The organism is Kribbella sp. HUAS MG21, assembly GCF_040254265.1.
Lineage (GTDB): Bacteria > Actinomycetota > Actinomycetes > Propionibacteriales > Kribbellaceae > Kribbella.
On the sequence record NZ_CP158165.1, the window covers coordinates 6,432,112 to 6,453,785 of the forward strand.

The 21,674-nt window shown below is 70.1% G+C and carries 19 protein-coding genes; 9 read left to right on the plus strand and 10 right to left on the minus strand.

Going from position 1 to position 21,674, the window contains the following annotated elements; genetic code table 11:
- Positions 1 to 2 precede the first annotated feature (2 nt).
- From ABN611_RS31120 to ABN611_RS31130, 3 genes are read right to left on the minus strand one after another with little or no spacing between them, the layout of a single operon-like run.
- A complete protein-coding gene (locus tag ABN611_RS31120; RefSeq protein WP_350275836.1) occupies positions 3 to 878 on the minus strand; it encodes a 2-oxo acid dehydrogenase subunit E2 in 876 nt (291 codons plus the stop codon).
- Positions 856 to 2,799 (minus strand): neutral/alkaline non-lysosomal ceramidase N-terminal domain-containing protein, encoded by a 1,944-nt coding sequence (locus tag ABN611_RS31125; RefSeq protein ID WP_350275837.1) that lies wholly within the window; start codon positions 2,797 to 2,799, stop codon positions 856 to 858. Before ABN611_RS31125 ends, ABN611_RS31120 begins: the two co-directional genes overlap by 23 nt.
- Complete coding sequence (locus tag ABN611_RS31130) at positions 2,799 to 3,551, minus strand: glucose 1-dehydrogenase (protein WP_350275838.1); 753 nt, start codon at positions 3,549 to 3,551, stop codon at positions 2,799 to 2,801. The genes ABN611_RS31125 and ABN611_RS31130 overlap by 1 nt, the downstream gene beginning before the upstream one ends.
- A gap of 475 nt (positions 3,552 to 4,026) precedes the next feature.
- On the opposite strand from ABN611_RS31130, the gene ABN611_RS31135 reads away from it, so the two are divergent.
- Genes ABN611_RS31135 through ABN611_RS31145 form a run of 3 tightly spaced genes read left to right on the plus strand, consistent with a single transcriptional unit; the run spans position 4,027 to position 6,462 of the window.
- The gene (locus tag ABN611_RS31135; RefSeq protein WP_350275839.1) at positions 4,027 to 4,395 is read left to right on the plus strand and encodes a VOC family protein; all 369 of its coding nucleotides are present in this window, start codon (positions 4,027 to 4,029) and stop codon (positions 4,393 to 4,395) included.
- Complete coding sequence (locus ABN611_RS31140) at positions 4,392 to 5,255, plus strand: universal stress protein (RefSeq protein ID WP_350275840.1); 864 nt, start codon at positions 4,392 to 4,394, stop codon at positions 5,253 to 5,255. The genes ABN611_RS31135 and ABN611_RS31140 overlap by 4 nt, the downstream gene beginning before the upstream one ends.
- A 16-nt stretch (positions 5,256 to 5,271) precedes the next feature.
- Positions 5,272 to 6,462, plus strand: a complete 1,191-nt coding sequence (locus ABN611_RS31145) for an acyltransferase (RefSeq protein WP_350275841.1) — start codon at positions 5,272 to 5,274, stop codon at positions 6,460 to 6,462.
- A 12-nt stretch (positions 6,463 to 6,474) separates the two neighbouring features.
- Here ABN611_RS31145 and ABN611_RS31150 read toward each other — a convergent pair whose 3' ends face one another.
- From ABN611_RS31150 to ABN611_RS31160, 3 genes are read right to left on the minus strand one after another with little or no spacing between them, the layout of a single operon-like run.
- A complete protein-coding gene (locus ABN611_RS31150; protein WP_350275842.1) occupies positions 6,475 to 7,236 on the minus strand; it encodes an ABC transporter permease in 762 nt (253 codons plus the stop codon).
- Positions 7,233 to 8,159, minus strand: a complete 927-nt coding sequence (locus tag ABN611_RS31155; RefSeq protein ID WP_350275843.1) for an ABC transporter ATP-binding protein — start codon at positions 8,157 to 8,159, stop codon at positions 7,233 to 7,235. The genes ABN611_RS31150 and ABN611_RS31155 overlap by 4 nt, the downstream gene beginning before the upstream one ends.
- Positions 8,159 to 9,211, minus strand: coding sequence for a BtrH N-terminal domain-containing protein (locus tag ABN611_RS31160; protein WP_350275844.1), 1,053 nt, complete (start codon positions 9,209 to 9,211; stop codon positions 8,159 to 8,161). Before ABN611_RS31160 ends, ABN611_RS31155 begins: the two co-directional genes overlap by 1 nt.
- 102 nt (positions 9,212 to 9,313) lie before the next feature.
- On the opposite strand from ABN611_RS31160, the gene ABN611_RS31165 reads away from it, so the two are divergent.
- Positions 9,314 to 10,381 carry a DUF3048 domain-containing protein gene (locus ABN611_RS31165; protein WP_350275845.1) on the plus strand — a complete coding sequence of 356 codons (1,068 nt, stop codon included), beginning with the start codon at positions 9,314 to 9,316 and terminating at the stop codon, positions 10,379 to 10,381.
- Positions 10,382 to 10,392: 11 nt separating this feature from the next.
- Here the strand turns inward: ABN611_RS31165 and ABN611_RS31170 are convergent, their stop codons facing one another.
- Positions 10,393 to 10,992 (minus strand): CBS domain-containing protein, encoded by a 600-nt coding sequence (locus tag ABN611_RS31170; RefSeq protein WP_350275846.1) that lies wholly within the window; start codon positions 10,990 to 10,992, stop codon positions 10,393 to 10,395.
- A gap of 243 nt (positions 10,993 to 11,235) precedes the next feature.
- On the opposite strand from ABN611_RS31170, the gene ABN611_RS31175 reads away from it, so the two are divergent.
- From ABN611_RS31175 to ABN611_RS31185, 3 genes are all read left to right on the plus strand, one after another.
- The gene (locus tag ABN611_RS31175) at positions 11,236 to 11,862 is read left to right on the plus strand and encodes a hypothetical protein (RefSeq protein WP_350275847.1); all 627 of its coding nucleotides are present in this window, start codon (positions 11,236 to 11,238) and stop codon (positions 11,860 to 11,862) included.
- A gap of 57 nt (positions 11,863 to 11,919) precedes the next feature.
- Positions 11,920 to 13,593 carry a sulfate permease gene (gene sulP, locus ABN611_RS31180; protein ID WP_350275848.1) on the plus strand — a complete coding sequence of 558 codons (1,674 nt, stop codon included), beginning with the start codon at positions 11,920 to 11,922 and terminating at the stop codon, positions 13,591 to 13,593.
- Positions 13,594 to 13,734: 141 nt separating this feature from the next.
- Positions 13,735 to 14,508 carry a response regulator transcription factor gene (locus tag ABN611_RS31185; protein ID WP_350275849.1) on the plus strand — a complete coding sequence of 258 codons (774 nt, stop codon included), beginning with the start codon at positions 13,735 to 13,737 and terminating at the stop codon, positions 14,506 to 14,508.
- 219 nt (positions 14,509 to 14,727) lie between these two features.
- On the opposite strand, the gene ABN611_RS31190 is transcribed toward ABN611_RS31185, so the two are convergent.
- The 3 genes from ABN611_RS31190 to ABN611_RS31200 form a co-directional block, all read right to left on the minus strand.
- Complete coding sequence (locus ABN611_RS31190) at positions 14,728 to 15,246, minus strand: GAF domain-containing protein (protein WP_350275850.1); 519 nt, start codon at positions 15,244 to 15,246, stop codon at positions 14,728 to 14,730.
- Between the two features lie 98 nt (positions 15,247 to 15,344).
- Positions 15,345 to 17,084, minus strand: coding sequence for a GAF domain-containing sensor histidine kinase (locus ABN611_RS31195; RefSeq protein ID WP_350275851.1), 1,740 nt, complete (start codon positions 17,082 to 17,084; stop codon positions 15,345 to 15,347).
- 96 nt (positions 17,085 to 17,180) lie between these two features.
- On the minus strand, positions 17,181 to 19,922 hold the full coding sequence (locus tag ABN611_RS31200) for a cation-transporting P-type ATPase (protein WP_350275852.1): 2,742 nt from the start codon (positions 19,920 to 19,922) through the stop codon (positions 17,181 to 17,183).
- A 328-nt stretch (positions 19,923 to 20,250) separates the two neighbouring features.
- On the opposite strand from ABN611_RS31200, the gene ABN611_RS31205 reads away from it, so the two are divergent.
- Together ABN611_RS31205 and ABN611_RS31210 are read left to right on the plus strand one after the other, a co-directional pair.
- A complete protein-coding gene (locus ABN611_RS31205; protein WP_350275853.1) occupies positions 20,251 to 20,847 on the plus strand; it encodes a hypothetical protein in 597 nt (198 codons plus the stop codon).
- 234 nt (positions 20,848 to 21,081) lie between these two features.
- The gene (locus ABN611_RS31210) at positions 21,082 to 21,549 is read left to right on the plus strand and encodes a pyridoxamine 5'-phosphate oxidase family protein (RefSeq protein WP_350275854.1); all 468 of its coding nucleotides are present in this window, start codon (positions 21,082 to 21,084) and stop codon (positions 21,547 to 21,549) included.
- Positions 21,550 to 21,674: the final 125 nt, after the last annotated feature.

Here is a 21,674-nt window from a genome sequence, read left to right on the forward strand (position 1 = left end):
TGTCACCGTCCCGATCGGTCCGGCGCGCGGCCCACGGCGTCCTCGGGCCGTCCGAGGTACTGGACAGGATCTTCCAGCCGGGCACGCAGGAGCTCCGCGGACCGGGCGGCGTACAGACCGTCCTCGATCCGTTCGTCGAACGTCCAGCGCAGCGGCAGGAGTTGCCGCACCCGGATCTGCCCGAGGTCGTCGGCGACCGGAGCCGGCCGGACGCTCCCGACGACCAGGAACAGCGGGCAGTTGCCGTGCTCGTAGAGATGGTGGAAGGCCGCGTCGGTCTTGAGACTGCCGAGGTTCGAGACCACGGCCGACGAGTACATCGGGTCCGGGCGGGTCAGGGCGGCCGGCAGCACGCCGAACGCGTCGAGCAAATGGAACGCCGAGACCGCGACGTCGAGCAACGGTCCCGGCAGCCTCAGGAAGAGCCGCAGTTCCTTGTCCACCGCGGCGACGCCGGCGGTCCGCGCGTCGCGGATCGACAACTCGAGGCCGCGGACCACCGCGGCGAGGTCCTCGCCCGGTTCGAAGCGCCGCTTGATCATCTCCAGCGGTGCGTTGTCGGCGAACTCCTTCAGCGCACCGAACGCGAGGTGGACACCGTCTCGCTGGTACAGCCGGCGGCCGGCGACGAACCGGTTCATCCGCGGCCTCGCGTGCAGCATCTCAGCGACTTCGTACAGCACCAGAACGAACAGGCTCAGCCGTGGACCGCCGGCCCGGTTCCAGCGCTCGATCCACTCCTGCGCCGCGCCGATGTCGACGAGTTGCTCGAAGTACACCGTCGACTCGGTCCGCCGGCGCATGATGAACGGCATGATCGCGCGCTCGTCGGGGACGTCGGCGACGATCCGGCCGTCACGGCGTAGTCCGGTCCACATGCTGGCCTCTCTCGCTCTCGATCGTGAACACCCGCGTGGTTCCCGAGTAGGGCCGAAGGACCCGCCGCCGCACGGCTCCCTGGTGCCGGATGCGGAACTCGCCGGCGGCGTTTCCCGGCACGGCCCAGGTCACGACCGCACGCTGCCCCGAGCGGCTGCGGCGCCAGCGGAACGTCGTTGACCAGTCACCGTCGTCGGCCACCGTCCGCCAGCCGTCCGTGGACCTGCGCTGGACCTCCAGATAGGTGCCGTTGCGCCGCAGGTCGTTGTTCGGGTACGCCGCCACGAAGGTCGCGGTCACCGTGTCGCCAGGGCGGTACCGGCGCCGCGGCTCCACGAGGACGTCTCCGAAGTCGCGTCCGGGAGGCGGCTCGTCGCGGGGGAGCCGTTGCCGGGCCGTGCGTTGGCGGCCGGTGAGATCCGGCTCCGGATAGCCGTACGGTGCCGGGCTCCCGTCGCGCATCGCGACGGCGAGTCCGCTCACGACCTGCTGCAACGCGGGCAACGTCCACCGGCCGAACAGCGTACTGCCGCCCTCGTACTGCTGGGCGTCGTACTCCTCGGGCGTCGTGACGTAGTGCAGGTAGCCGTTGCTGTACCCGGCGACCAGCACGTCGGACAGCTCCGCGCCCACGATCGCGGCGACGGTCCGACGCAGCCGAAGCCCGGCGACGATCGTGACCTCGGCCGGGATGCCGATGAGGTGCAGTCGCCCGATCCGGAGCAACTGCACCGGCGCGCGGCGGGCGACGTAATGGCCACGCAGCCCGCCGACCACGAGAGCCTTCGGTGCCTGCGCGTCGCGCAGAGCGGGCAGGCGCCGGTAGATCTGTCGCGAGATCCGGTCCCAGAACGGGTTCCGGCCCTCGCGGAAGCCGCGGAACGCCGGACCGTCCTCGGTGCTGCCGGCGAGCGCGGCGGCGCCGCCGATCGGCGGCCCGGTGCGGTGTTCCCGGCCGTCCCCGGTGAACTCCGGCCGGACGACGACACCGCTCAGGTCGACATGGGTCAGGCGATGGTCGACGCCGCCGTCCAGCACGGAACCCGGTGCGGTCAGCAGCTGTGCGGCGGCCCGGTACTGGCGCAGCCCGATGATGCGGGTGTTCTCGACCTCGTCGGCGGTCGGGCCGCGGCCGGGGAGCAGGTCGAGGTTCGGGGTGAGGTCGCCGGCGTTCGTCTGCGCGAAGGCCGCCACGAAGTCGCCCGGCCGTCGGTCCCGGTAGTCCACGCCTGCCACCAGGCGTTCCCAGTGATAGGCGGCGTACCCCTTGTTGTCCCCGCTGATCAGGGTGTTCACGTTGGTCATGCTGGTGTTGTGCACGCCGAACCAGTTGAGCGCGCCGACCGCCGTCCCGGCGCGCTCGATCCGCAGCAGGGTGGTCTGCGCGTCGACGGCATCCGGGAAGTGCTGCCGGTCCGGCGCCGGATTGTTGTCGAAGGCCGATCGCGAGCGATTGGCGCTCGCGTCGCGGAGTTCGCCGTGGGACAGCGTGAGCACGGCGGGGGCGAGGTCGTCGTGCGCCCGGACGACGGCCTCGGTCATCCCGTCGACGATCGCCGCGAAGGTCTTCGGCCGGAAGCCACCCGTGTTGGAGTGGTACAGGCGGTGGTGTGCGTAGCCGCCGGGTCCGGAGTGGGTGTGCGTCGCCGTCACCATCGTGTTGTGTTCGGTGTAGAGGCTTCCGTACGACCGCCGGAGCCGCTCGAGCAGAGCGCGGCAGATGCTGTCGAAGACCATCGGCAGGTCGTTCACGACCAGGAGCACGCGTCGTCCGCTCGTCGCGTCGGCGATCACGAAAGCCCGGGAACGCAGCCGCAGGTGAATACCTTCGCTGCGCTGCCGGGCCTGGCCGTAGCCGAGCATGCCTGTCTCCGCGGGCTCGCCGGTGATGTCCGCGACACCGCGGCCGCAAAGGTACATCAGCGGGCCACGTAGCCGCCGTCGATGTACAGCTCCAGGCCGGTCACGAACGAGGCGTCGTCGCTGGCCAGGTAGGCGACGCCGGCCGCGATCTCCGCCGGGGTGCCGAGGCGGCCCATCGGCGTCAGGTCGGTCATCGTGGTCCAGAACGGCGTGCCGCGCGCCGCGTCGAGGATCGGGGTGTCGACGAACCCGGGATGGATCGAGTTGACCCGGATGCCGTCGGCCGCCCAGTGCAGCGCGGCGTTCTTGGTCAGCGTCCGGACCGCGCCCTTGGCCGCGTGGTACGCCGGCGACGTGCCGAAGCCGCCGCTGGTGCCGAAGATCGAGCTGATGTTGATCACCGAGGCGTGGCCGGACGCCTTCAGGTACGGCGCCGCGGTCCGCATGCCGAGGAAGACGCCCGTCTGGTCGACGTCGATGGTGTGCTGCCAGTCCTTGAGCGTCGTCTCCTCGATCGTCGCCAGGTCACCCATACCGGCGTTGTTGACCAGGATGTCGAGACCGCCGAACTCGTCGGCCGCGAGCCTGCAGACGCGCTCCCAGTCGGCTTCGGCGGCGACGTCGTGCCGGGCGAACAGCGCGCGGGCGCCCGAGTCCCGCAGCCCTTCCGCCACGGCCTCGCCCGCCGGCTCCGCGATATCGGTCAGCAGTACGGCGGCGCCTTCCGCGGCCAGGCGCCATGCGGTCGCCTCGCCGATGCCACTCGCCGCGCCGGTCACCAACGCGACCCTGTCGTCGAGCCTGCCCATGTCGATCTCCTTCCGGCTGTGTGTGCACTTCCACGGTCGGCCGCCGCGGCAGGCGTCGACAGGGCAGCAAGGCGCGCATGAAGCGGGACTTTCGCCCTGTGCGGCGCGACAGCCGTCGGGGTGCCAGGACGATCGGCCCGCGTGGTCGGGACCTTCGGCCCCTCGACCGGCCCGCGGGTCCACGGTGGACTGGAGCCTGCGGCGGGTCTCTCGGACAGGGGCGAGTGACCGTTCGGAGGGCAGGTTGAGGGGCGTGCTCCTCCGGCCGACGGGTGCCGTGCGACCGTGACCTCACCGGCCGCACGGCACCGCGCCGTGCGAACCACCGCGCCGTGCGAACCACCGCGCCGTGCGAGCCACCGCGCCGTGCGAGCCGGTCGCGTGCTGCGCGGGGTCGGGTCTTTCGGCCCTGGGCCGGCCGGCGTTCCGGAGGTTCGGTGGAGTTGTTGGTCTTCCGCGGTGGAGGTGAGTCTCGATGACGAATCCGGTGATCCATTTCGAGATAGGCGGCCGCGATCTCGGCCGGCTGACGTCGTTCTACAGCGAGCTGTTCGGCTGGCAGCTGCAGCCGGCGGGACCGGAGTACGCACTGGTGCCGGCCGGCGCGGACGGCGTCGGTCTCGGTGGCGGGCTGATGCAGACCGGTGACGCGATGCCGCCGTACGTGACGGTGTACGTCGCGGTCGACGACCTCCGGACAATGCTCGACCGGGCCGTCGGACTCGGGGCGAAGACCGTCGTCGAGCCGACCGAGATCCCCGGCGTCGGCTGGTTCGCGATGTTCACCGACCCGGACGGGAACCTCATCGGCCTCATGCACCAGCAGCCGGAGGCCGGCACATGACGGCGTCGACCACGATCGCCGTCGGGGTGGACGGCACCTGGGCGGACAACGGCGCCGTCGACTGGGCCCTGCACGAGTCGGAGCTGAGCGCGGGGCCGATCCGGGTTCTGCACGTGGTCGACGACCGTCCGCGGATCCGCCCGTACTTCGACTTCGCCGGTGCCTGCGCCACGGCGAAGCAGCTGGTCGCAGACGTCGATGCCTACCTCGACGAGCGCTCCGCCGTACCGCACACCGGCGTGGTCCTGTCCGGTCCACCCGCGCAGACGCTGGCCGGTTCCACCAGCACCGACCGGATGCTCGTGGTCGGCAGGCACGGTCGCGGCGTCTTCGGGCGTCTGCTCATCGGGTCCACGGCCGAGGTCGTGGCGTACGAGTCCGAGACCGCGGTGGTCGTCGTACCGCCGAAGTGGACGCCCGGGGATCCGCACGCGCCGGTCGTGGTCGGTGTCGACGAGCTGGAACGCTGCGAGGCGGCTGTCGAGTTCGCCGTCGAGCTCGCCTTCGAACGTGGCGCCCCGATCCGCCTGGTCCACGTCTGGGACGTCGCCAGGATGCTCACGGGAGACGAGGCGGTGGACACGGTCGAGCTGGCGCAGCTCCACCACAACCAGCAGGTGGACCGGATCGTGCGTCGGTGCCGGGAGAAGTACCCGGACCGCATCTTCGCGGCGGACCTCCGCCGCGGCCATCCGGTGGCCGGGTTGATCGACGCCGCCACCGCCGCGAACGGCCAGCTGCTGGTCGTGGGTGGCCGGACCCACGGCCGGATCCTGGCTGCCGTCCTCGGCGGCACCGCCCGCGGCATCCTGCACCACGCGACCTGCCCGGTCGCGATCGTCCACCAGCGAAAGACGTAGTCCTCGGTAGGGTCCGATGACGCGGAAGACGGCCCGTACGCGGGAAGCGCTCGACGATGCTCAGCTCGAGCGCTGGGCTTCGACGCGGCTGAGCTACCTGGACAACCTGAAGGTCGTCCTGATAGCCACGATCATCGCGTTGCACGGGATTCTCGGGTACGTCGGGCTGGTCGAGGTATGGACCTACTCGGAGCTGCGCGAGGTCACTCTGACGCCGGCTGTCGAGGTCACGCTGCTCGTCATCGTCAGCCCGTTCGGGTTCTTCCTGATCGCACTGCTCTTCCTCGTGGCCGGGTTGCTGACACCGCTCTCGTACGACCGGAAGGGCGCGAAGAAGTTCGTCGCCGACCGCCTGCTGCGGCTGGGGGTGCCATTCGTCGTGTACGTCTTCCTGATTCAGCCGACCGTCACCTACGGTCTCGAGCACCCACTGGGCGACGCGTCGGGTTCGTACTGGGACGAGTATCTCGGCGCGGAGCGGCAGATCGACACCGGACCGCTGTGGTTCGTCGGCGTGCTGCTGCTGTACTCGCTCGGGTACGCCGGCTGGCGCCGCTGGAGCGACCGCTCGGTGAGCGCGCGGCCACATCGGCGGATCACGCTGAGAACACTGATGCTGACGGCGGCGGTGGTCGCGCCGGCGTCGTTCGCGATCCGGCTCGGCTATCCGTACGGCTCGGAGAGCGGCTTCTCCGACCTCAACCTCTGGGAGTGGCCGGCGTGTGCCGCCGTGTTCGGGCTGGGAGTCGCCGGGTCGCGGCAAGGTTGGCTCGAAGCGATTCCGGAGACCCTGGCACACCGCAGCCGGGCGCTGACGTCGCTCGCGGCCGTCGCGATGGCCGGTCTGCTGGCGGTCGCCGGTTCGCTGGATGCCGTCGACGACGCGTTCGGCGGCTGGCACTGGCTCGGGGGAGTCTTCGTGGTCGTGGAATCGACACTCACCGTCTTCGGCTCGGTGTGGCTGCTGAGTGCAGCGCAGCGCCGGTTGAACATGCGGTACGGCTGGGGGCCCGCGCTGAGCCGGAGCGCCTATGGAGCGTTCATGCTGCAAGCGATCTTCCTGCTCGCGCTCGCACTGGCGCTGCGGCCGCTCGCGCTTCCCGCCGAGGTCAAGGCGCCGATCGTTGCCCTCGGCGGTGTCATCGCCTCGTTCGCCGCCGCATGGTTCCTGATCAGGAAGGTGCCGGGGATCTCGCGAATACTGTGACCGCTCGAGTCGTCAGGTCACGTCGCGGCGGACAGCGAGCGCGGTGCCGAGTGCGGCGAACGCGACGCCGTACGCGAGCAGCAGCAGGCCGCCCTGCCAGCCGGTGAGGAACTCCACGTTCGGCTGGTAGGTGCCGACGAGTCCACTGAAGGCTCCGCCCGGGAGGTACTGGTAGTAGTCCCGGACCCGGGGCAGTGCCGAGACCAGTCCTTCGATCACGAAGAGGTAGACCAGCGCCCCCACGATCGCGGCGACCTGGTTGCGAAGGAGTGCTCCGATCCCGACACCGAGCACGGTGTAGACGGCGAGTCCGAGGACTACGCCGATCAACGTCCGCGGTATGCCGTTCGCGGTGAGCGAGACGTCGATGTTCTCGGCCGCGAGCCAGGGCAGCGCCATGGCGATCGAGACGAGCGCGTTGACGGCCCCGAAGCCGAGGCCGGCGATCGCGTAGGCGAGCAGCTTCGCGAGGACCACGCGGCCGCGCCGTGGCGTGGCGAGGAACGTCGGTGTCACCGTCTCGTGCCGGTACTCGCTGGTCATCGCGACGATGCCGAGGACGACGGCGAGCGCCGAGGACGCCCCGGCCACCCCGAAGAGGTTCCGTTGTCCTTCCGGCGTGGTCAGCGGCGGGTTCGGGTTGCCGGGCGAATCCGCCAGCCCGATCGTCAATCCGACGAACAGTGCGGTCAGGCCGATCGCGCCGAGCAGCAGCCACAGCCAGAGCTTGGTCGAGAACAGCTTGGTGAACTCGGCCCTGAGCAGTCTGGTCATTCGCCGGCACCTCCGTTGGTCGACCCGGTGGTGAGCGCGAAGAAGATGTCCTCGAGGTCACTGCGTTCGGCGGCCAGCTCGTGGAGTTCGATGCCGGCGCGGAAGGCGAGGTGCCCGATGTCCGCCGGCTGCAGGCCCCTGACCCTCAGGGCGCCGTCGCTGCGCTGTACGTCGGGCGCGGGGTCGAGCTGACGCAGTGCGGCGGCGAGCAGGTCCGGGTCGGGGGTGCGCACCACGACCGAGCTGCCCTGTTCGCGGGCGAGTTCGGTGAGGCTGCCTTGCTGGATGAGCGTTCCCTTGTCGATGACGACGATGTCGTCGACGGTTTGTTCGACCTCGCTCAAGACGTGGCTGGAGATCAGGATCGTGCGGCCGTCCGAGGCCAGCCGGCGGAGGAACGCACGCAACCAGGCGATGCCCTCGGGATCGAGCCCGTTCGCCGGCTCGTCCAGCACGAGGACACCGGGGTCGCCGAGCAGCGCCGCGGCCAGGCCGAGGCGCTGCCGCATGCCGGTCGAGAACTCCCGTACCTTCCGGTCCGCGACCGTGGTCAGTCCGACCTGGGAGAGTACGGCGCCGGCTCGCGCGGACGGATACCCGTTGACGGTACAGAGCACGCGCAGGTGGTTCCGTGCCGAGCGCGCCGGGTGGAAGCTGGACGCTTCCAGTACCGCTCCGACGGTCGACGACGGATGCGGCAGATCGGCGTACCGCAGGCCGCCGATGGTCGCCGTGCCCGCGGTCGGGGTGACGAGACCGAGCAGGCACCGCAGCGTCGTCGTCTTTCCGGCGCCGTTCGGCCCGAGGAACCCGCTGATCGTGCCAGGTTCGACCGTGAAGCTGAGGTCGTGGACGGCCCGGACCTGTCCGAACGTCTTCGTCAGGCCGGTCACCACGATCCGGCCGCTCGTCGGATCCGGCATCACTGTGTCCTGACCAGTGTCCGCAGGCTCTGCCAGAGGAGCTCCTCGCGGTCCGCGATGTCGTGCATCGGCGTGGTGGCCGGTCCCAGGAGGTCGGCGGGGTCGTCGAGTTCGGCGGCCGCGGCGAAGGTGGCCGCGACGTCCTCCCAGAGATCGCCGATCGCGGCCAGTTCGTTGCCGAGGTCATCGAGTCGCGCCTCCCCGGTGATGACGGCCGCCTCGCCGAGGAAGCGGGCGTACAGGTACCGGAAGATGCCGCCGCCGGTGCCGCCGCGGGCGTCGATGAGCAGTGCGGTGTTGAAGCAGGCACGGCGCAGCGCGTCGGTGCCGAGGGTGTCCGGCCAGCGCATCGTCTCCCGGATCGCCTTGCGGATGCCGCGGACTCCGAAGTTGGAGATCGGCGGTTCCAGCATGCCGTCGCAGACCTCGGCGATCGCGGTCCGGACATCGGTCGCGCGTGGCTCTCGTGCGCTGCCGAAATCGAAGGTGTACCAGGTGTGCCGCGGCGGGAACGGCCGGTACGCCGAACCACGCGCCTTCTCCAGCGCGGCCCAGTCGACGGGATGCAGCTGGGTTTCGCGGTCCGCGATCAGCACCTGTCCGGTCGCCTGGTCGTAGCCCGCCGCGACGACGACGTGTCCGCCGAAGTGGTAGCCGTCCGGGAGGTCGAAGTACGGCAGGAAGCCCATGTCGACGTACAGCAGGACTGGTTCGCCGGCCTCCAGCAACCGCCGGAGTTCCGTCTCGGCGACGCGGGCGCTGGATGTCGAGCGGGCCGTGACCGCGACGCCCGTACGCCGGCCCGCGGTCTTCTCCAGGCCCTCTTCCCGAGGGCTCGCGTTGTTGGCCCGGCCGCCGTAGAAGGGGTCGCTGCCCTTGAAGTGGAAGTACATGAATCCGAGCCCGGCGCCGAGGCCGAGCAGAAGTTCCTCGCTGATCGGGTAGCCGTGGAAGTCGTACACGTGCTTCAGCGAGCCCGTCACGCAGTGGTGCGTCGGGTAGCTGACGAACCCCGGGAAAGGCTGTGCGGATCCGCTGAGCGTGGTGACCATGTCGGTGCCTCCGATCGTCGACTCCAGCCTGCTGCGGCCGGCCGGCCGGACACAGGGCCGAAAGTCCCTTGTGGCCTGAAGCGGGGTCGCGACGATCGAGGTATGAGACTTCGTCAGTGGTTCTCGAGCCGTCGAGGGCGGTTGGTGTCGGGCGTCGTGGTCGTCGTCGCCTTGCTGGCCGCCGCCGTCGGCTTCGTCGTCTGGAGGGGGGACGGCGAGGCGGGTACGCCGGCCGCGCCGCCGCCCACCTCCGAAGGCCCGGCGGGCACCGCCCGTCGCGCCCCGCTCACGGGACTGCCGACCACCGAGGCACTGGACCGGCCGGCGATCACCGTGAAGGTCTCGAACACGCCGGATGCCCATCCGCAGCGCGGGATCGGTGACGCGGACATCGTGTTCGTCGAGCCGATCACCGGGGCGACCACCCGGCTCGCGGCGATCTTCCACTCCAAGCTGCCGGCGCAGGTCGGACCGGTCCGGTCGCTCCGTCCGATGGACGCGGCGCTGATCGGCCCGACCAAGGGCGTGATCGCCGACACGATGGCGGATCGGTGGGTCATGGAGTACGTCGACCGCGTCGCTGACCTCGACAACCTCGGTACGCTGCGGGTGCCTGAGGGGACCTATCGGCTCGACGACACCAGGCGTGCGCCGAACCATGTCTTCGCCCGCCCCGGCAGACTGCTGGAACTGAGCGACCGGAAGGCGGCGCCGGCGCCGTACTTCGGCTACGCGGCGAACCTCCAGCAGTCGACAGCGCAACGGACCGGCACCCCCGCGTCCTCGGTGACGATCGGGTACGGCGGTTCCGCGACCGCCACCTGGACGTACGACGAGGCCTCGCACCGGTGGGCCCGGGCGGAGAAGTGGTCTCCACACCTGCTCGAGAACGGCGCTCAGGTCACCGCCGCCAACGTGGTCGTCCTGACCGCCGACCGCGACACCAGCTTCCCGCAGGCCAAGCCGGCGATGACGATTCTGGATGTGTTCGACGCTTCCGGAACTCTCAAGCTGTTCACCGGTGACAAGGTCGTCGCGGGTCGCTGGAGCAAGGGCGCGGTGAACGAGCCGTTCGAGTTCACCACCACGGACGGGAAGCAGTTGCAGCTCACGCCCGGTACCACCTGGGTCGAGTGCGCGCTGACCAGCATGCCCGTCCGCACGCAGTAGCGGCACTGCCGTCAGAGTGGGCTCAGCCTGTCGATCTGTACACCGACGACACCCCGGACCGTGCCGCTGAGCACCTCGGCGAGATGGCGTTCGCGGGCGTCGGCCGGGCCGCTGATTGTGACGATGCCGTCCTGCACTTCGACCCGCCAGTCCGGCGCCTCCGATTGCAGCAGATCGGTGATGTCGGCCTGGATCCGGCGGTCGCGCCCGGCGAGCAGATGGATGACGTCGCTGCGGCTGATGATGCCGACCACGCGGTCGTGCTCGACGACCGGCAGGCTCTTCATCATCGTCGCTCGCATCAGGTCGAGCGCCGCCTCGAGGTCGTCGTCCGGCCGGACGGTGACCACGAGGTGTGTCATGACGTCGGCGGCTCGCCGCGGTGGCGTCGGACCGGGCACCCGGACGACGGTGACGGGGATCCGGTCGTCGATCAGGTTCTCGTCCTCGACCACGTCGGCCTCGCTGACGATTCCGAGCAGTGTGCCGTGCCGGTCGACGACCGGCACCGAGGTGATCTTCGCGTCGTCCAGCAGTCGCAGCACCGCCGAGATCGGGGTCGCGGGGCTCACGGTCATCGCGGGTGTGCTCATCAGGTCCCGGATCAGCATCGTCCTCACCTCGTTTCGTCGTACGCCGGCAAGTCCGGTGTCATGGACAGCGTCTCCGGGACCAGGGACGAGGTAGTAGGGCGCTAGGTCCCGGCTGTTGAGGCAGGACGACCCTTCGCCGTGGTGCTGGGAGGTCGGGAAGGACGTCGTACCCAGGGTGGACGGGTCTTCGGGCCCTGGCGGTGGCAGGTGCCGCTGCCGAGGGTGGAGAGAAGGGATCAGCCTGGATCAGGAGGCTCGGCCATGGGACCACCTGGCTTCTCGTCCGAGGGTGCGGGGGCAAGCCCCCGACTGGCGCTCTATCGCACCGTCTGGCGGACGTTGTGCGGTGTCTTCGTTGCCTTCGGCGTCGTCGCCGCGGGATTGTTGCTGCCGGCGGACATTCTGGTGGTGGGGCTTCTGGCGGTTGTCGTGGCTGCCGGGACTGCCTTCAGCCTGTACGAGGGCGGCGAGACAGCTCGCTGGCGGCGAGGACAGGTGGTCATCGCCGCTGCCGCGGGGGCTGCAGTACTGAGCCTGGTCGTCGGCGTCACCGTCGTACTCGGGCTCAGCGTCCTCTGGCTGGCCGTGCTGCTGACCGCCGCCTCGCCGCCTGTCGTGGGGTGGTGCAGCGCGAGACTCGGCGTCGGTGGCCAGCTCGTGCGCCTCGACGGCCCCACGCACAGCACAGCGGATCTGTGCCGGCAATGGCGTGACAGCTACGAGGCGCTGCGGCAAGCGCGAACCGCCAATCAACGGCTGCGCATCGTCATGGAACGCCAGCACTGCCTGGACGAGCTCGGACGCCGCGACCCCGAAGGACTCCAGGCCTGGCTGTCCTCCTCCGCGAGCGCGGCCGGTGACCCGGCCAGATTCCTCAGGAACTCGTGACCGCTCGGAAGGTGAGAATGTCCTCGGAGTGCCTGTCTCGTTCGGGGGGAGTCAGTGGTGACGTTCTCGGTACCCGGGGTCGCGACGCTTCATGCCTACCGGCCCAGTTGGCTGCGGTCGGACGTGGTTGCGGGTCTCACGGTGGCGGCGTACTTCGTGCCGCAGGTGATGGCGTACGCGCAACTGGCCGGGCTGCCGGCCGTCACCGGGCTGTGGGCCGCACTCGTACCTCTGGTGCTGTACTTCTTCCTCGGCTCGTCGAGGCTCCTGTCGCTGGGTCCGGAGTCGACGACCGCGTTGCTGACCGCAACCGCCATCGGTCCGCTGGCCGCCGGGGATCCAATCCGGTACGCCGGACTCGCCGCTCTGCTGGCACTACTGGTAGGGGCCGTGTGCCTGATCTCCTGGGCCGCGCGGCTCGGCTTCCTCGCCGACCTGCTGTCCAAGCCCGTGCTGGTCGGGTACCTCGCCGGAATCGCCGTGATCATGATGACCAGCCAACTCGGCCGCCTGACCGGGGCGCCGGTGGACGGTGACTCTCCGCCGGCGGAACTGCTGTCCGCGATCCGGCTCGTCGGCGAGTGGCAGCTGGCTCCGGTGACCCTGTCGGTCGTCGCGATCGTTCTCCTGCTGGCGCTCGCGCGCTGGACGCCGCGGCTGCCCGGACCGATCATCGTGGTCGCCCTCGCCGCACTGGTCACGTGGGCCGGCGACCTGGGTGCCGGCGGAGTTCGCCTCGTCGGCGCGGTGCCGAGCGGCCTGCCGGAACCGCGCCTCCCCGGCCTCGACGGCGGTGACATCGGACTGCTGGCACTGGCTGCCGTCGGCGTTTCGCTCGTCGGCTACACCGACACGGTGCTGACCGCACGGGCGTTCGCGACTCGCGGTAGCGAGCGGATCGATCCAGGCCGCGAGTTCCTCGTCCTAGGTCTGTCCAACGTGTCCGCCGGAATGCTGCAGGGCTTCCCGATCAGCAGCAGCGGCAGTCGCACCGCACTCGCCGAGGCGTCCGGAGCGAGAACCCAGGTGTACTCGCTCGCCGCCGCGGCCGCGATCCTCGCGACCCTGCTGTTCGCCGGACCGCTGCTGTCCACCTTTCCGATCCCCGCACTGGGCGCCCTGGTCGTGTACGCCGCGCTGCGGCTGATCGACCTGTCGGAGTTCCGGCGGATCGCGTCGTTCCGGCGCAGCGAACTGCTGTTGGCCTTGGCAACAACTGTCGGCGTGATCGCCCTGGACGTCCTGTACGGCGTACTCCTGGCCGTCGCGCTGTCGGTCCTCGACGTACTGCGTCGCGTCGCGCGGCCGCACGACGGCATCCTCGGCTACGTGCCGGGCATCGCGGGCATGCACGACATCGACGACTACCCCGAGGCCCGCGCCGTGCCCGGTCTGGTCGTCTACCGCTACGACTCACCGCTCTTCTTCGCCAACGCCGACGATTTCCACCGCCGCGCGCTGGCCGCGGTCGACGACGCCCCGACACCGGTCCGCTGGCTGCTGCTGAACGCCGAGGCGAACGTCGAGATCGACATCACCGCGATCGACGCCTTGGACACCCTCCGCGAGGAGCTGGCGGCCCGCGGCATCGTGCTCGCCCTCGCCCGGGTCAAACAGGACCTCCGCGACGACCTCGAGGCCGCCGGCTTCCTCGACCGCCTCGGCCCCGACCGCGTCTTCTACACCCTCCCCACCGCCGTCGAAGCCTTCCACCACGACACCAGCAGCTGACTTGCGGTTGGCTGGTGTTCGAACGCCGGGAACAACGACGATCGCGGCCGGCCGCACGATCTGCGAGGCCCGGCGCATGGACCCCGCGCGAGCCGGGTACCGACGGTGTCTTGGTTCCGGCTGGAGTCCTGGGGTGTTGCCGTGGAAACGTACCGACGGGTGTGGCGTGCCGTGTGCGGCGTGCTGGTCGTGACGGGGATCTTGATCGGCTTCGTGGTCCTGCCCACGGTCGCCTGGGTCCTCCTGGCGCTGCTTGCTGTTGTCGTCGCGTTGACCACCGCTGCCTGCGTCGAAGCCGTGAGGGGAACCGGGTCGCCGGTCGGCCGGGTCGTCGGCATCGGTTTCGCAGCCGCCGCGGTTGTCGCAGCACTACTGGCGTTCGCGGTGTTCCTCGACGTGGGCGCCTTCATGCTCCTGCTGCTCCTGTCTGCCGCAGCGCCGCGGGCCGTCAGTTGGTACGTCGCTACGCTCGGGATCTCGCGCTCGCCGCAGCAGCCGGCGTGCGTGATGCTGACGTCGTTCTCGGACGACGAAGCGCTGTTCACGGCGATCATGGCCGGTGCGGCCGGGTACCTCCTGAAACAGGTGAGCAGCACCGATCTGGTCGGGGCAGTACGCCGGCTGGCCGCCGGGGAATCCCTGCTCGACCCGTCGATGACCGCGGCGGTACTGGAACGGTTGCGCAATCCCCAGCCGGACGACGATCCCAGGTACCAATCGCTGACGGAGCAGGAGCGCAGGATCCTCGACGGGATCGCCGAGGGAAAGACGAATCGCCAGATCGCGCAGAGCCTGTACCTCGCGGAGAAGACGGTCAAGAACTACGTCTCGAGCCTGTTGCACAAGCTGGGACTCGAACGCCGGACAGAGGCGGCTGTCTACGCCATCGATCGCCATCGCCGCGCACGACGCTGAAGGCGCGGACACCGCTGTGCCGATGGGTGCCGGAAGTCCCGGATCTCGTGGTCGTAAGTCCCTGGGGCAGGGGTGGGGGAGTGCAGGAGGCTTGATCCCGGCGGTGCGAGGAGGTGCTGCAGGGGTGGGGGGACGCACCGTCCGGCCGGTCCTGACGTCGACCATCGACGTCAGGACCGGCTTGTGCGACACCGACAGGTGACGACGGCTCGCCGTGGATCAGCTGGCGGTGCTGCGGGCCGCCTGGTCGGCGAAGTTCGGGGCCCAGGGTGCGTCGGCGAGGCCGACGCGCTCGATGGCCTTCCCGGCCGCCGCAGCCAGTTCGCGCAGTCGGTCGACGGCGGCCGACGGCGGGCGCCGGGCGACCGACCAGTACGCGCCGATGGCTGCGACCGGAGCCGGCGAACCCACCGGCGCCATGACGAGGCTGCGCACAAATGTCGTCCGGTACGCCGCCAGCGGGATCCGCGGATCCGTCTCGATGTCGGGGATCACCGCGATGTCGTCGTGCAGCATGGCCCAACCGCTGATACAGGCGGTCATGGGAAAGCGCTGACCCTTCCACAACGGGGCGATCGCGTCCTCGTCGACGTAGAAGCAGGTGCCGTCCTCACGGACCACGAAGGTCGCGCCCTGTGCGCCGGTCACAGCGCGCGCCGAGACACGCACGATCCGTGCCACCTCGGCGATGTCGCGGGCCGCCTCCAGCTCCCGCCCGATGTTGTCGATAGCCTTCATCAGTGCCCTCCCGGCCACTATCTTGCCGTCCAGCCTTGGTTCTGGGACAGAGGCGGACCGATATCCGGCGGCAACGATGCCGCCGGATGGTCCTGAGGTCACAACGGTGCACGGAGCTCGACGACCGTCCCCCGAGGCTGGTTGGGCCTGACCTGCACGGATCCGCCGAGGGTCGCGGCGCGCTCCCGGAGATTGCGCAATCCGCTCTGCCGGTCGGTGGGACCGATGCCGACACCGTTGTCAGCGACCTGGAGCGTCACCTCGTGACCGGTGACCGTGAGATCGACCTTGACTTCGGTGGCCCGGGCGTGCCGAACGACGTTCGACAACGACTCCCGTAGCGCTGCCAGAACCTGTGGCCGGGCACTCGCCGGCACCGCGGTGTCGACCGGTCCGGTGCAGGCCAGCACCGGCCGGAATCCGAGCGCCGACGTGTACTCGCCGACCAGCTCCTGGACCTCGGCTCGCAGCGAGCTCTCGCCGGGTTGGCGATGCAGTTCGAAGATCGCCTCGCGCAGGTCACGGATGGTGGAGTCGATGTCCGCGACGGCGCGACCGATCCGCTCCTGGACCTCCGGGCGCGCCATCCGCTGGACCCCTTGCAGTTGCAGCCCGGTGGCGAACAGGCGCTGAATCACCAGGTCGTGCAGGTCTCGCGCGATCCTGTCGCGGTCCGCCAGCACCGCCAGCGCGGACTGATCCCGGCGGGCCTGCGCACGGTCCAGCGCCAAGGTGGCCTGGTTCGCGAACATCTGAACGAGGTCGGCGCCCGGGGTCACCGTCACCACGGCACCTCGAGCGGCGGCGACGACCAGAATGCCCCCGGTGCTGTAGCTCCCGGCCGGCAGCGGGGCGAGAATCGTCCGTCCGAGCTCCTCGAGCTCCGCGACGTCCGGCAGCCATCCGCTGTCCTTGACCAGCTGCGCCAGGTTCTCGATGACGACCTGATCGTCGCCCTGCAGAACGTCGGCCACAATGGGCAGCTCCGCCGGGATGCGGGCACCGAGATAACGCTGGAAGGCTGGTGGAGCGTCGAGTGCCTCGACGACGAGCTGGTCACCGTCCGTCAGCAGCATCGCGCCTGCCAGCGAGCCCGAGACCTCGCGCGCCCGGCTGGCGATCAGCTGCAGTGCGTCCTGCGGGCCGAAGTCTCCTAGCGTCAACTGCGTGATTTCGGCCGTCACTTCGTGCCAGCGCCGCCGGCGCTCGGTGTCGGCGTAGAGGCGGGCGTTGTCGATCACGACCCCGGCCGCGGCGGCCAGCGCCATCACCGTCCGTTCGTCGTCCTCGGTGAAATCCGCATCCTCGGCCTTCTCGGTGAGGTAGAGGTTGCCGAACACCTGCTCCCTGGTGCTGATCGGCACACCGAGGAAACTCTTCATCGGCGGATGGTTGGCCGGGAAGCCGTACGAGCGGGGATGGTCGGCGAGGTCCGGCAGCCGCAGCGGCTGCGGGTGCTCGATGAGCAGGCCGAGGATGCCGTGGCCTTCGGGGTAGGGCCCGATCGCGGCGATCTGCTCGGCGTCGACGCCGTGGGTGATGAAGCGGGACAGCCGCTTGCCGTCGTGGCCGACGACGCCGAGCGCGCCGTAGCGGGCGCCGACCAGCTCGCAGGCGGCAGTGACGATCCGGTCGAGCGTGCTGTTCAGATCGAGATCGGCGCCGATGCCGACGACCGCGTCCAGGAGGGCACGCAGCCGCTCCTGGGAGTCCATGATCTCGTCGACCCGCCCGAGCAGCTCCTGCAGCAGCTCGTCGAGCCGCACCCGCGACAAACCGGGGTACGCGAGGGCACCCTCGTCCCAGCCACGGCGGCCACCATCCGCGCGGTCCGTCATCTGTCCACTCTACGGATGCAGCTGACACCCACCAACTCGCACCTGCTGCGGGCGGGTCGGCGGTGCGACAGATCTGGGCGGCGGGTCTCCGGGAAGTCATCGGCGGGGGCGTCGGAGGCGTTTGTCGGCGGCCACGACAAGGCTGGCTGCCACCGCGATGGCGAGGATGCGCAGCCAGGCGTCCGCGTTGATGGGGGCAGTGCCGAAGGTGGCGTTCATCGCGGGCAGGTAGGTGATGGCGAGTTGGCCGATGGCCTGCACGGTGACGCCGAGGATGACCCAGCGGTTGGAGAAGAGTCCGATCCGCCAGGCCGATCGGGTCAGCGAACGGCAGCTGAAGAGGTAGAAGGCCATGACGGCGACGAAGAGGTTGAGGGCGGCGGTCCTGGCTTCGGCGGTGGTCGCGCCGTGCGCGAGCTCCCAGTCGAACAGCCACCAGGAGCCGCCGACCAGCAATGCGGAGACGAGAAGTATCCGTAGCATGAGCGCGGACGTGAGGAGCGCCTGGTCGGGTGCCCGGGGTGGCCTGGTCATGATGCCGGTCTCCTTGGGTTCGAAGGCGAGCATCAGTCCGAGCGCGACGGCGGTGGTCATGTTGATCCACAGGATCTGGGTGGGCAGGATCGGCAGGGTCGCACCGAACACGACGGCGGAGAGGATGACCAGTCCTTCGCCGATGTTCGTCGGCAGCGTCCAGGCGATGAACTTGGTGAGGTTGTCGAAGACGCCGCGGCCTTCTTCGACCGCGGCTTCGATGGTGGCGAAGTCGTCGTCGGTGAGGACCATGTCGGCGGCGTCCTTGGCGACCTCGGTGCCGCTGTGGCCCATGGCGACGCCGATACCGGCCTGCCGCAGGGCGGGGGCGTCGTTGACGCCGTCGCCGGTCATGGCGACGACGTGGCCCCGATCCTGGAGCGCGGCCACGAGCCGCAGCTTCTGCTCCGGGGACACGCGGGCGAACACGGTGGCGTGATCGACCGCTTCGGGGAACTCGCCGGTCGGCAGGGCGTCCAGGTCGGTTCCGGTCAGTACCGCGCCCTCGTCGCCGGAGTGCTTCGCGTCGAGCAGCCCGACCTGGCCGGCGATGGCAGTTGCGGTGGTGGCATGGTCGCCGGTGATCATCTTGACCGCGATGCCGGCGGTGTGGCAGGCCGCGACTGCGCTGACGGCCTCGGAGCGGGGTGGGTCCTGCATTGCCTGGAGCCCGGTCAGCACCAGGCCCGTGGACAGCGTGGCCTCGCCGAACAGGTCGGCCTCGAGTCTGTGGTGCCCAGGAACAGGGCGCTGAGCGGTCGCGATGACTCGTAGTCCCTGAGCGGCGAGATCGTCCGCGGCGCGGAGCACGGCGGCGCGGTCCAGCGAACGGGTGGTGCCGTCGGCGTCGAGTTGTGAGCCGCACAGGCGGAGTACCTGTTCGACGGCGCCTTTGGCGAGCACCACCTGGCCGCCTGAAGCGGACGCGGTGAGGTCGTCGTGGAGGGTCGCCATGTAGCGTCGCTCGGAGCTGAACGGGATCGTCGCCTCGCGGCGCAGGAGTTCGGCTACTCGCTCCGGCCCGAGTCCGGCTTTCGCGGCGGAGACCAGGAGCGCTCCTTCGGTGGGGTCGCCGACGACGTGCCACTGGTCGTTCTCGTGATGCATGGCGGCGTCGTTACAGGCGGCTCCGGCCAGTAGCGACCATCGCAGCGCCTGGTCGGTTTCCGGAGCAGCCGGCGCGCCGCTCTCGTCGCTGACGATGCCGTCCGGCGTGTAACCGGAGCCGGTCGTGCCGTAGCTGCCCGTCGGGGTCCAGATCGTCCGCACGGTCATCTGGTTGGTCGTGAGTGTGCCGGTCTTGTCGGTGCAGATGACCGTGGTGCTGCCCAGGGTTTCCACGGCCGGGAGTCTGCGGATGACCGCGCGCCGGCGGGCCATCCGGGCGACGCCGATGGCCAAGGTGATGGTGACCGCGGCCGGCAGTCCCTCGGGGATCGCGCCGACCGCCAGCGCGATCGCGGCGGTGAACGTCTCGACCGCGTCCTGACCGCGCGCGAGGCCCACGGCGAAGGTGCCCGCGGCGAGCCCGAGGATGGCGACGGTGAGGATCGTGCTGAAACCGGCCAGCTTCTTGGTCAGCGGGGTGGCCAGGGTCTGGGCGGCGCCGACCAGGCGGTGGATCTCACCGAGTTCGGTTTCCGCGCCGGTCGCGATCACGATCCCGGCGCCGGTACCTGTCGTGACGAGCGTCCCGGAGTACGCCATGTTGCGCCGGTCCGCGACCGGAACGGAATCGGGCAGGACGACCTCGTCCTTGGCCGCCGGGAGCGACTCGCCGGTCAGCGCCGACTCATTGACGTGCAGTTCGGCCGACCGCGTCAGGCGGAGGTCGGCCGGTACCTTGTCGCCGGCTTCGAGCCGGACGAGGTCGCCGGGCACCAGCTCGTCGGACGGCACGATCCGTTCGCGGCCGTCGCGCACGACCGTCGCGGTGGTGCGCACCATCGACCGCAATCCTTCGAGCGCCGCTTCCGCCTTCGATTCCTGAACGAACCCGATGAGGGCGTTGACGAGAACGACACCGAAGATCACCCCGGAATCGACGTACTCGCCCAGAGCGGCCGTGATCACTCCGGAGACGAGCAAGACGTAGATCAGCGGATTGTTGAACTGGCCGAGGATGCGGATGAGCAACCCCGCGCCCTTCGGCGCCGGCAGTGTGTTCGGCCCGAACCTGATGCGTCGCTCGGCGGCGTCCTGTTCGGTGAGGCCACGGTGCGGGTCTGTCTCCAGGAGGAGCACCACCTCGTGAGCCGGCAGCCCATGGTGGGCCACCGCAGGCGATTGCACCGTCGTGGTCATGGCCTGGCTCCTTGCCTCGGTTGATGTCGGCCGCCATCGACCGATCGCAGGCCGGGCGGACCGTGTTGTCCACGTTCGTGGCGGAGCGCCCCTGCGAGTAGGGCCGGATGTCACAACCCGGCCGGGCAGTGGTGACCCGATGAGGAGTCGGTGGTCCCTGCGTCGGCAGCATCCCGCGCGCGAGACTCGTGGCGAACTGATCGGCCCCGGCGCGCGTGCGGCTGGGGCCCGGGGGGGGGGAGAGCTGATGACGATTTCGAAAGATGCGGGAGCGCCCGGCGGCGCCGCTCCTGGGAGACGCCCCGCGAGGCCGCGAAGGACGTGGCTCGTGGTTCTCGTGACGCTTGCGGCGATCGCGCTGATCACCGGAGGTGTGGCCGCCGTGCTCACAGCCGGTGGCCCAGGCCCGCAGCCGAACCCTCCTGGACCGTCGACCACCGTCCCGACGGATCGGAACACCCCCGGCGCGACGGTGCCCGACGGCGAGATCTGGGAATGGGCCCTCGGCCGCAACCTGTGGAGCGATCCCGGCCTCGCGGCGTACGCCAAGGACCTCGGCACCGACTGGAGCGACCCGGGCACGGATGCCAACGTTCACTCCCGGGGGTTCCAGCTCACCGCCGACAGTTCGGGCACGGTCACCGCGGTGACGCTGTACAACGACGAGTCCGCCCTCGGATACCCGGGCGAGGACACGAACTTCAGCGCCTACCAGGGCTCGCTGCCGATGGGGCTGACGTGGAGCACCACGGCGACCGACCTAGGAGCCGGCTACGGAGCGGAAAATCAGACCGGTGGCTACGGGACGGAGATCGTGTTCACCTACACCACACCCAGCGGTGGCCGGCTCGAGATCTCGTTCGCCGCCCGCCACGAGCGCGACCTGCCGGGGGCCGCGATCCACAGCATCACCGTCGCCCGGTGACGGTCCGCGGGTGAACCTGACCACCGGTGCGGGTACCGAGCTCTCCACGGCGCGGTCGGGTCGCCGGCGACGGTTCGGGACCTTCGGCCCTACTCCTGCGGACTGGCCGGGCCCGACAATCACCCAGGAGGTTGCGGCATGGCGAGGTGTGAGAGGACGTGCTCGTGGTGAGCATCTGTTGGCAGGGCGCGCGGGACGGCGGCGAGCGGCTGCTGACGACCGCGGGGCACGCGGATGCTGACTGATCCGCGTGGCCTGCGCGAGTTGACCGCGGACGAGGCGCTGCGCCGACTGGGTGGTGTGCCGGTGGGCCGGATCGTGTTCACCTCGAACGCCTTGCCGACGATCCGCCCGGTCAACCATCGGTTGGTGGACGGTGCTGTGGTCCTGCGGTGTCACGGCGGCGCTGCGGTGCTGGGGGCGGTGGGTCAGGTGGTCGCGTACGAGGCCGACGAGATCGACCTCGCGTCGCGTCTCGCGTGGAGCGTGATCGCGACGGGCATCGCCGGCGAGGTGAGCGACCCGGACGAGCTCGCTCAGCTCGAACGGCTGGTGGAACCATGGCTCGCGCACGACATGACGCACACGATTCGGATCCGCCCTCAGTTGGTGACCGGCTTCGAGGTGATCGCGGCGGATCAGCCGACGGACGCACGACATCCGCCGCCGATGGGAGAGTCCATGCTCGCCCAGCCAGGCTGACAGCAACCGGGGCCGTCGACAGCCGACGTACGGCGTGGCGCGAGAGCGGCGGCCAGCGTTTTTCCCTCGTTGCGCTGGGTACCGTGGGTCACCAGTAGTCACCGGTGGCGCCGGCCGGCGCGCGA

Bases quoted from the DNA above. Each gene is read 5' to 3' on its own strand.
- ABN611_RS31120 (WP_350275836.1), bottom strand. From the start codon at position 878: ATGTGGACCGGACTACGCCGTGACGGCCGGATCGTCGCCGACGTCCCC.
- ABN611_RS31125 (WP_350275837.1), bottom strand. From the start codon at position 2,799: ATGTACCTTTGCGGCCGCGGTGTCGCGGACATCACCGGCGAGCCCGCG.
- ABN611_RS31130 (WP_350275838.1), bottom strand. From the start codon at position 3,551: ATGGGCAGGCTCGACGACAGGGTCGCGTTGGTGACCGGCGCGGCGAGT.
- ABN611_RS31135 (WP_350275839.1), top strand. From the start codon at position 4,027: ATGACGAATCCGGTGATCCATTTCGAGATAGGCGGCCGCGATCTCGGC.
- ABN611_RS31140 (WP_350275840.1), top strand. From the start codon at position 4,392: ATGACGGCGTCGACCACGATCGCCGTCGGGGTGGACGGCACCTGGGCG.
- ABN611_RS31145 (WP_350275841.1), top strand. From the start codon at position 5,272: ATGACGCGGAAGACGGCCCGTACGCGGGAAGCGCTCGACGATGCTCAG.
- ABN611_RS31150 (WP_350275842.1), bottom strand. From the start codon at position 7,236: ATGACCAGACTGCTCAGGGCCGAGTTCACCAAGCTGTTCTCGACCAAG.
- ABN611_RS31155 (WP_350275843.1), bottom strand. From the start codon at position 8,159: ATGCCGGATCCGACGAGCGGCCGGATCGTGGTGACCGGCCTGACGAAG.
- ABN611_RS31160 (WP_350275844.1), bottom strand. From the start codon at position 9,211: ATGGTCACCACGCTCAGCGGATCCGCACAGCCTTTCCCGGGGTTCGTC.
- ABN611_RS31165 (WP_350275845.1), top strand. From the start codon at position 9,314: ATGAGACTTCGTCAGTGGTTCTCGAGCCGTCGAGGGCGGTTGGTGTCG.
- ABN611_RS31170 (WP_350275846.1), bottom strand. From the start codon at position 10,992: ATGCTGATCCGGGACCTGATGAGCACACCCGCGATGACCGTGAGCCCC.
- ABN611_RS31175 (WP_350275847.1), top strand. From the start codon at position 11,236: ATGGGACCACCTGGCTTCTCGTCCGAGGGTGCGGGGGCAAGCCCCCGA.
- ABN611_RS31190 (WP_350275850.1), bottom strand. From the start codon at position 15,246: ATGAAGGCTATCGACAACATCGGGCGGGAGCTGGAGGCGGCCCGCGAC.
- ABN611_RS31195 (WP_350275851.1), bottom strand. From the start codon at position 17,084: ATGACGGACCGCGCGGATGGTGGCCGCCGTGGCTGGGACGAGGGTGCC.
- ABN611_RS31200 (WP_350275852.1), bottom strand. From the start codon at position 19,922: ATGACCACGACGGTGCAATCGCCTGCGGTGGCCCACCATGGGCTGCCG.
- ABN611_RS31210 (WP_350275854.1), top strand. From the start codon at position 21,082: ATGCTGACTGATCCGCGTGGCCTGCGCGAGTTGACCGCGGACGAGGCG.